Origin of the sequence: uncultured Corynebacterium sp. (assembly GCF_902782855.1) — a bacterium.
Taxonomy (GTDB): domain Bacteria; phylum Actinomycetota; class Actinomycetes; order Mycobacteriales; family Mycobacteriaceae; genus Corynebacterium.
In genome coordinates this window covers 1-8960 of the sequence record NZ_CACZOO010000287.1, presented here as the reverse complement: position 1 = coordinate 8960, position 8960 = coordinate 1, and the positions used below count along the sequence as shown (strand labels likewise).

Annotated in this window: 5 protein-coding genes; 4 read left to right on the top strand and 1 reads right to left on the bottom strand. The window is 67.5% G+C overall.

The window, feature by feature from the left end:
• Positions 1–1367, top strand: a 1367-nt coding sequence (locus QZV72_RS11725) for a hypothetical protein (protein WP_297008689.1), incomplete at its 5' end; no start/stop codon positions are given.
• Here the strand turns inward: QZV72_RS11725 and uvrA are convergent.
• On the bottom strand, positions 1364–4210 hold the full coding sequence (gene uvrA / locus QZV72_RS11720) for an excinuclease ABC subunit UvrA (protein ID WP_297008687.1): 2847 nt from the start codon (positions 4208–4210) through the stop codon (positions 1364–1366). The genes QZV72_RS11725 and uvrA overlap by 4 nt on opposite strands.
• 156 nt (positions 4211–4366) lie before the next feature.
• On the opposite strand from uvrA, the gene QZV72_RS11715 reads away from it, so the two are divergent.
• The 3 genes from QZV72_RS11715 to QZV72_RS11705 all read left to right on the top strand — a co-directional run bounded on the left by QZV72_RS11715 (position 4367) and on the right by QZV72_RS11705 (position 8921).
• Positions 4367–5104: an MBL fold metallo-hydrolase gene (locus tag QZV72_RS11715; RefSeq protein ID WP_297008685.1), complete on the top strand. Its 738-nt coding sequence runs from the start codon at positions 4367–4369 to the stop codon at positions 5102–5104.
• A gap of 32 nt (positions 5105–5136) precedes the next feature.
• Positions 5137–7557 (top strand): ATP-binding domain-containing protein, encoded by a 2421-nt coding sequence (locus QZV72_RS11710; protein ID WP_297008683.1) that lies wholly within the window; start codon positions 5137–5139, stop codon positions 7555–7557.
• Positions 7558–8183: 626 nt separating this feature from the next.
• Complete coding sequence (locus tag QZV72_RS11705; RefSeq protein ID WP_297008682.1) at positions 8184–8921, top strand: MerR family transcriptional regulator; 738 nt, start codon at positions 8184–8186, stop codon at positions 8919–8921.
• Positions 8922–8960 lie beyond the last annotated feature (39 nt).

Genomic DNA, 8960 nt, shown 5'->3' with positions numbered 1-8960 from the left:
GTTGGATCGAGCCCTGGGGCGGCGCGGCTCTCATCACCCTGACCTGCTCTCTCTGCCTGGGGATCGCCCGATGGTGGGACCAGGTCTGGCTCGCATTCATTTTCGTCGTCACCGGCGGACTGTTCCTGACACCGGCGGCGTTGTGGCTCATCTGGGACGACCGGTCCCCGACCGTCACGGCGGGCTGTCTGCTCATTCTCGGCGTTCTCGGCTGGGCCTCGACCCTCGGCCGGTTCTGGCTGCCGGTGGACATCGCCGCTGCGCTCGTCTTCGTCAGCGGGGTCGGGCTTGTTCCGGCGGGTGACGCCCCGGCGCTCCTCGCGACGTCAGCGCTGATCGCCGTGGTCGTCCTCTCCGCCACCGGACTGTTCCCGGTCGCCCCCTCGTCCACCACCGCGACCGTCGTCGCGTTCCTGGCGCGGTGGATCCCGGCGTCACTGGTTCCTGCGCTCACACTGCTCAACATCGCCGTCTGGTCCGCGGACGTCCACGACACCGGCCCCGCATCCGCACGCTGGTGCGCACTGGCCATCGCTCTCGTGACCTGCGTCGTCCCGGTGACACGGCAGGCTCTGGCCGGCGAGAGTCTCATCCCGCCGCCTCGTACACAGGCACCACCGCACAGTCCTCCGGCACAGTTCCGGCAGCCCGGCTATCCCGTGTTCCCGGTCCCACTGCCTGCCGTCCCCGCATCCGTCGCGGACACGGTGCGCGCCGCGTTGGCGACCGGCCTGGCCGCTCTCTGGCTCTCCCTGGCCGGTCTCTACTCCAACTCCGCCTGGTCCTGGTGGCTGGGCGCCGTCGTGATCGTCGCCGCGACCCTGGTCTGGTTCTCCCCGGTTCTCCCCCCTGCGTTCCCCTGGAGCTTCGGCGTATTCACCGTCCTCGCGTGTCTCCACCTGCTGGGCCCCGCCTGGACCCGACTGGCCGACAGCGGTACCCGGCTCCCGTGGCTGCCGCTGCTGCTCCTGCTCGCCGTGGGTGTCCTGGTCCTGTACCGGCGGGACGCCCTGCATCTGAACTTCCCGGGCACGATCGTCGTCGGCGGCGTCCTGCTGATCCTCGGCACCTCGGCGATCCCGCTGATCGCCAGGGAAATCTCCGACACCGACAACTCGTTCATGACCGGGCACCTCGTCATCTCGGTGCTCTGGATGCTGGTCGGGGTGTTCCTCCTGCTCCGGGTGAACGCGTCCGTCGGCCTGGGAATCACGCTGCTCACCACGGCGAAACTGGCACTCTACGACCTCGCCGCCCTCGACGGGCTGATCAAGGTCGCCGCATTCATCCTCTGCGGCCTGATCCTGCTGGCCTCCGCGGCGGTCCGTGACCGGAGTCGCCGGGCCACGGTCGGGAACAGCTCCTAGAGCAGATCGGCGAGATACCGGCCCGTGTGGGACTCCCCGACTCCGGCGACCGTCTCCGGCGTTCCCTCGGCGACGACCGTGCCACCACCGGCCCCGCCCTCCGGACCCATGTCGATGATCCAGTCCGCGGCCTTGATCACGTCCAGGTTGTGCTCGATGATCAGGACAGTGTTGCCCTTGTCCACGAGACCCTGGATGACCAGCATGAGCTTGCGGATATCCTCGAAGTGCAGACCCGTCGTCGGCTCGTCGAGAATGTAGATCGTCCGGCCGTTGGACCTCTTCTGCAGCTCACTCGCCAGCTTCACGCGCTGCGCCTCGCCACCGGACAGGGTCGTCGCCGCCTGCCCCAGTCGCACGTACCCCAGACCGACATCCACCAGGGTGTCGAGGTAGCGGGAGATAGAGGTGACCGGGGCGAAGAACTCGGCGGCCTCACTGATCGGCATGTCGAGGACCTCGGCGATCGTCCGCCCCTTGTAGCGGACCTCCAGGGTCTCGCGGTTATAGCGGGCGCCGTGGCAGACCTCGCACGGAACGTAGACGTCCGGCAGGAAGTTCATCTCGATCTTCAGTGTCCCGTCACCGTGGCAGGCCTCGCAGCGTCCGCCCTTGACGTTGAAGCTGAACCGCCCGGCTTTGTAGCCGCGGACCTTGGCCTCGGCCGTCTCGGCGAAGAGATTGCGGATCTTGTCGAAGACACCGGTGTAGGTCGCGGGGTTCGACCGGGGCGTCCGGCCGATGGGACTCTGGTCCACGCGTACGAGCTTGTCCAGCTGGTCAAGTCCGGTAACTTTACGGTGGTGGCCGGGAACCTGGCGGGCACCATTGAGGTTGTTTGCCAGCACCTGGGCGAGGATGCCGTTGACCAGACTCGACTTGCCGGATCCGGAGACGCCGGTGACGCAGGTCAGCACACCCAGCGGAAAGTCGACGGTGACGTTGCGCAGATTGTTCTCGGTCGCACCGTGGACGGTGATGACCCGGTCATGGTCGACCTCACGGCGGTGCTCCGGCACGGCGAGGACGCGCTGCCCGGACAGGTACTGCCCCGTGATGGACTCGGCACAGTCGACGATCCCGGCCGGTTCCCCCTGGTAGACCACGTGCCCGCCGAACTCGCCGGCGCGCGGTCCGATGTCCACCAGCCAGTCGGCGGTGCGGATCGTCTCCTCGTCATGCTCGACGACGATGAGGGTGTTGCCGATGTCCCTCAGATGCCTGAGGGTGGCGATGAGACGGGTGTTGTCCCGCTGGTGCAGGCCGATCGAGGGCTCGTCGAGGACGTACAGGACGCCCGCCAGACCCGACCCGATCTGGGTAGCCAACCGGATACGCTGGGCCTCGCCACCGGACAGGGTGCCCGCCGCCCGCGACATCGACAGGTAGTTCAGCCCGACGTCGACGAGGAAACGCAGCCGGGCCTGAATCTCCTTGAGGACGCGCCCGGCAATCATCTCGTCACGGGCGCTGAGAGTGAGACTGTCGAGGAAGCTGCTGGCGTCCTCGATACTCATCGCAGAAACGTCGGCGATCGACTTCTCCCCCGATGCGGAGTCGATGGTGACCCGGAGGATCTCGGGACGCAGCCGGGTACCGTGGCACGCCGGGCAGGGGACCTCCCGCATGTAGCCGAGGTAGCGCTCCTTCTGGTTGTCGCTCTCCGCCTGGTCGATCTTGCGGTGCAGGTACGGCAGGACGCCTTCGAAAGGGGCCGAGTACTGCCGGGACCGGCCGTAACGGTTGCGGTAGCGTACGGTGATCTCCTCCGGGTGCCCGGTGAGGACCGCCTTGCGCTCCTTCTTCGTCAGTTCCGACCACCGGGTCTCCGGGTCGACACCGAGGTTCTCAGCCAACGCGGTGAGCAACTTGTCGAAGTACCGGTGGTTGGGGCTGGATGCCCAGGGGGCGATCGCGCCGACGAGTGGGGCGTCCTCGTCGGGGATGACGAGGTCCTCGTCGACCTCGAGCTTCGTGCCGAGACCGTCGCAGGACGGGCAGGCGCCGTAGGGGCTGTTGAAGGAGAAGCTGCGGGGCTCCACCTCGTCGATGGCCAGGGCGTGTCCGTTGGGGCAGGCCATGTTCTCCGAGAATCGGCGGCGCCGGTCAGGGTTGTCGTCGTCGAGTCCGACGAAATCGAGGACCACCCGGCCCTCAGCCAGCCCGAGAGCCGTCTCCACGGACTCGGTGAGACGCTGCTTCTGGGAAGGTTTTACCTGTAGGCGGTCGACGATGACATCGATATCGTGCTTGACCTGCTTCTCCAGCCGGGGTGGATCAGTGAGCCGGTAGGTTTCCCCGTCGACGAGGACGCGGGCGTAACCCTGGGCGGCGAGATCCTCGAAAAGATCGACGAACTCGCCCTTGCGGGTGCGGACCACCGGGGCGAGCACCTGGAACTTCAACCCCTCCTCCATGTCGAGCACCTGGTCAACGATCTGCTGCGGGGTCTGCCGCTCGCTCGGCGCCCCGCACTCGGGGCAGTGGGCGACACCGGTGCGGGCGAACAGGAGACGCAGGTAGTCGTGGATCTCGGTGATCGTTCCCACGGTCGACCGCGGGTTCCGGTTGGTCGACTTCTGGTCGATCGACACCGCAGGGGACAGCCCCTCGATGAGGTCGACGTCAGGTTTGTCCATCTGTCCGAGGAACTGGCGGGCGTAGGAGGAGAGGGACTCGACGTAGCGCCGCTGCCCCTCGGCGAATATGGTGTCGAAGGCGAGGGAGGACTTGCCGGAGCCGGACAGTCCGGTGAAGACGATCATCCGGTCGCGGGGCAGGTCGATGTCCACCCCCTTGAGGTTGTGCTCGCGGGCTCCGCGCACGGTGAGGATCTCGGCCACCGGTGAACTCCTGGATTCTTCTCGATCGGTGCAGTCTTGTGCAGCCTTGTGCAGTCGGTGTGAAGTCTACGTCAGTGTACGTGTTCTTCTCGAACACGTACTCGACAGCGGCACCGTCACCGGCACCGTCACCGGCAGCCCACTAGGGTGGGGCGCATGATCATCCCTGAGGACACCACCACCGACACCCCGGCCGGCACCTTCGGTCATCTGTCCGCCCCACGCGAGGCCCGGAGCATCGCCACGACCTGCGGTGGTGCACCTGTCACGGTGGTGAAGACCACTGTCGGGAACATGGACAACGACTGCTATCTCATCGCCACCGGCGGGGACGCACTGCTCGTCGACGCCGCCGATGATGCGGAGCACCTGTTGTCCCTCGCGACTGAGCTGGGGGTCCGGATCACCGACGTGCTCACCACCCACCGGCACCATGACCACGTCGGTGCACTGTCCGGGGTTCTCACCGCGACAGGTGCCCGGCACCATGCCGCGGGTCCGGACGCTTCCGCCCTGCCCGCCCCCGTCGACATGACCTGGGGCGACGGACGGTCCCCGGAGGGGGACACCGGGGAACCTCTCGCCCCTGCCTCCCCCGCACTCACCCGACTGGGTATGCTGGTCGTCCTGTTGCGCGGTCACACACCGGGCGGACTGGCCCTGGTCCTTCCCACCGATGACGGCCCGGTCCACCTGTTCACCGGGGACAGTCTCTTCCCCGGTGGCGTGGGCAACACCGCCACCCCGGAGGACTTCACCCGTCTTCTCGATGACGTGACCACGCGCTGCTTCCGCTACCCCGACTCCACCGCGGTCCACCCCGGCCACGGTGACGACACCACCCTCGGCGCCGAACGTCCCGCACTGGACTCCTGGCGTGACCGGGGCTGGTGAGGGCAACCCACTCACACCCAGACCTGGAGATCATGTCCGACCACTCCGACTCTCCCCTCCCCACTGAGACTTCACTGTCACCAGCATCCCCGGCATCGCGTGCCGTCGCCGAGGAACAGCTCCGACTTGATGAACTCCTCGCCCATGTCGACGCCGCCCGTGACCGCCTCACCGCACGCGCCCGGGCGGTCCAGCGACGCACTGCGGACATCGACCACCCGCAGGCCCTGCTGGAGCGTGACCACGAGACCTACGAGATCTCCCGGCGTCTCGCCGAGTACTCCGCCGCCGAGATCGGCCTGTTCTTCGGCCGCATCGATGTGGAGGACGCGGACCCGGAGAACCCGGTCACCGACGACGGACCCGGCGGCGACGGCTCCACGCTCGACCGCCGCTACATCGGACGTATCGGCCTGCACGCCGACGACGAGGAGATGCGCACCCTGCTCATGGACTGGCGCGCGCCCCTGGCCCGCCCGTTCTACCTCGCCACGACACTGCACCCGGAAGGCGTCCACATCCGGCGTCATATCCGCACTTCGGGACGCACGGTCACTGCGGCCGCGGATGAGCGGCTCAGCGGCGACACCGGTTACACCGGCCGGGACGCCGCAGCCGGCGGAGAGGCAGGCGGAGAGGGGTCCGTCGCCCGGGAGGGTGCACTGCTGTACGCGGTGAACCGCGCCCGTTCACGGCACATGACCGACATTGTCGACACGATCGTGGCGGAGCAGGACCGGATCATCCGCGAGACACACCGTGGCGTCACCGTCGTCCAGGGTGGGCCGGGCACCGGAAAAACCGCCGTCGCCCTGCACCGCACCGCCTACCTGCTGTACACGTGGCGGGAGCAGTTGGAACGCACGGGCGTCCTCATCGTGGGCCCCAACCCCCGGTTCCTGGACTACATCTCCCAGGTACTGCCGAGCCTCGGCGAGACCGGCGTGGTCCTGGCGACCCCGGGTACCCTCTACCCGGGCATCGCCACCCGCCCGATGAGCGCCGAACCGCTGCTGTCCCAGGAGGTCAAGGGATCGGTGGAGATGGTCGACATCCTCACCCGCGCCGTCCGCGACCGGCAGACTGTTCCGGACAGTCCGGTCACCTTCCTTGTCGACGGCGTGACGATCCATCTCACCCCGGCGATGGTGAGGGGGGCGCGGACCACCGCCCGCCGGTCGCGGCGTCCGCACAACCAGGCCCGGGAACGATTCTTCGCCAGCGCACTCGACCGGTTGCGGGACGCGATGGCGGACAAGATCGGCGCCGACCCCCTCGGCGGGCAGAACCTGCTGTCCGCCGCGGACCGGGCCCAACTGCGCGAGGACCTCGCCGGTGAGGACCGGGTACTCGAGGCCCTTGACGGGTTCTGGCCGACGCTCACCCCGGAGGAGGTCCTCGCAGGTCTTTACGGGTCACGGGAAGCGGTGGACTCCGCCGCAGCAGACTACGATGACCTCACCCGGGAGGCCCTGCTGCGCTGTTCCGGGGACGACAAGCCCGAAGACTGGACCGAGGCGGACGCCCCGCTGCTCGACGAACTCGCCGAGATCCTCGGGATCGTCGGGGTCGAAGAGGCGGAGGCAGAGGAGCAGAAGAAGTGGAAGGCCCAGGTCGCCGAAGCACAGGAAGCGCTCGACATCCTCACCGGCTCGGCCTACCAGGATCTCGACGACGGGACTGACGCCGAGATCCTCATGGCCTACGACGTCATCGACGCCGAACAACTCGCCGAGCGGCAACGTGTCCGCGACACGATGTCCACCGCTGAGCGTGCCGCCGCCGACCGCACCTGGGCCTTCGGCCATGTCATCGTCGACGAGGCCCAGGAGCTTTCGGAGATGGCGTGGCGGATGGTCTTCCGCCGCGCCCCGAACCGGTGGATGACGTTGGTCGGTGATCCGGCGCAGACCGGCAGCCCCGCCGGTGTGGAGTCCTGGTCGGATGCCCTGTGCCCCTTCGTCAGGGACCGGTGGAAGCTCCATGAGCTCACCGTGAACTACCGCACCCCGGCGGACATCGCCGAGATCGCCACGGCGATCCAGGAAGAGGTCGCTCCCGACCAGCAGGTGCCCTCCTGCCTGCGGGAGACGGGCACCGGCGTACGCGAGCGCGATCTCGCCGATCTCGCAGACGCTGTGGCGCAGGCCGCGGCCGCCGCCGGCGAAGGGCTCACCGGACTCATCGGCGTGCCGGAGCGGCTGGCTGAGCTGCGCGGGTTAGCTGAGCGGACCGCGGAGGCGCTGGCCGCGGCGGATCCGGAAATCGGTCACGGCGAGATCGTGGTCTCCGACGTCAACGGTGCCAAGGGCCTCGAGTTCGACGAGGTCGTCCTGGTGGAACCGGCGGAGATCGTCGCCGCTTCCCCGCAGGGTCTCAACGATGTCTATGTCGCCGTCACCCGGGCGACCCAGGGACTGAGCCTCGTCCACGACGACGACCTGCCGTGGTGATTGTCAGCGAGTGTCAGGGTGTACGGCAGAATCGCCGTGAGAGGCTCCCCCTGTGCCCCGTCGGACTGTCCGGTCCCGGCCCCACCGACGCGGCGGCCGGTGTCCGGGACCAGACACTGTGACTGTCGGTCGGTGAACAGTTCTGCGACGGGTGGGGCGCCGACACCATGCCGACCCGACATCTCCGTCGATGTCCCCGGACCCCATCCCGCTGAACATCGGTTGCCCGAAGGACGCCACGGTCTACGGTGACGACGCCACGGACATGCACCGCGCGTGCCTTGGGTGGAGAACCCCATCACCGTCGACGGGCACTCCCACGCCGTTCTGCTGGTGGAGCCGGAGAAGGTCGCGGACCGGGTCAGCGCCTAGTTCGCCCGATCTTCCCCGGAATCCTGGGGCGTACTCCCAGGCCACGATGCGTCGAGCGGTGATATCGAATGGGGAAATCACGGTGTTTCGCCGAAAGTGTTACCAGGCCTGGCCGGTCACATTTTTCGTGACCTGCGGAAACGTCAACTCACAGCCCGTCAGGGTGGTAGAACTCTCGGTCATTGCTCTCACCGGAGGTGACGCTTCCTGCCTGGACTTGACCTTGTCGCGCTGACAAGGTTCATCATGGCCTCATGAAGATCAGTGACGCAGCAGCCGCCGCAGGATGCTCGCCCCGGATGGTCCGGTACTACCACCGGACCGGCGCTCTTCCCGAGCCACGGCGCTCCACGAACGGATACCGCGACTACGACCTCGATGATGTGGCACAACTGGTGAGGATAAGGGCCTTGACCGAGGCAGGGGTCCCGGCGTCCCGTGCCGGTCGAACCGCCGACCCCGGCGACGATGCAGCGATCCTGTTCCGGGCATTGCAGGCGGTCGAGGAACAGATCGGCCAACTTGAAATGCGACGGGTAAGGCTCCGTTCGCTTCTGGGCGGTGAGGGGCGCATCCCCACGGATATCTCCGAGCAGCTGCAGTCGTTCCGGAAGCGACTGGACGACTATGTGGTCCCCAGACTCTCTCCGCTACTCGACCGGGACATCCGGGCACTACAGCTCATGGTCGATACCGGGATGACGACCAAAGGGACCTGGGAAGTTCTCCGCGACGCCCTCGCTGACGAGGACAGTCTCCTTGCGACGATCTCCGGCTATGTCGCGTGGCAGGTACTCGGCACTTTCTCGGCCGACAATCCCGAGGCCCCGGCGCTGGTGGAGAAGTGTCGCCGTGGGCTGGTCGGAGGGATTTTCGCGACGCTCACCGACACCCTGATTCCCGGCGATCTACCGCTGACCACCGAAGATGTCACGACCGACGGAGCCCAGCACCTTGCTCTCCCTACACTCGTCGGGGAGTTCCAGACATGAGCCTCCTCCGCAGGCACCCCGGAGTTCGCCTGTTTCTCG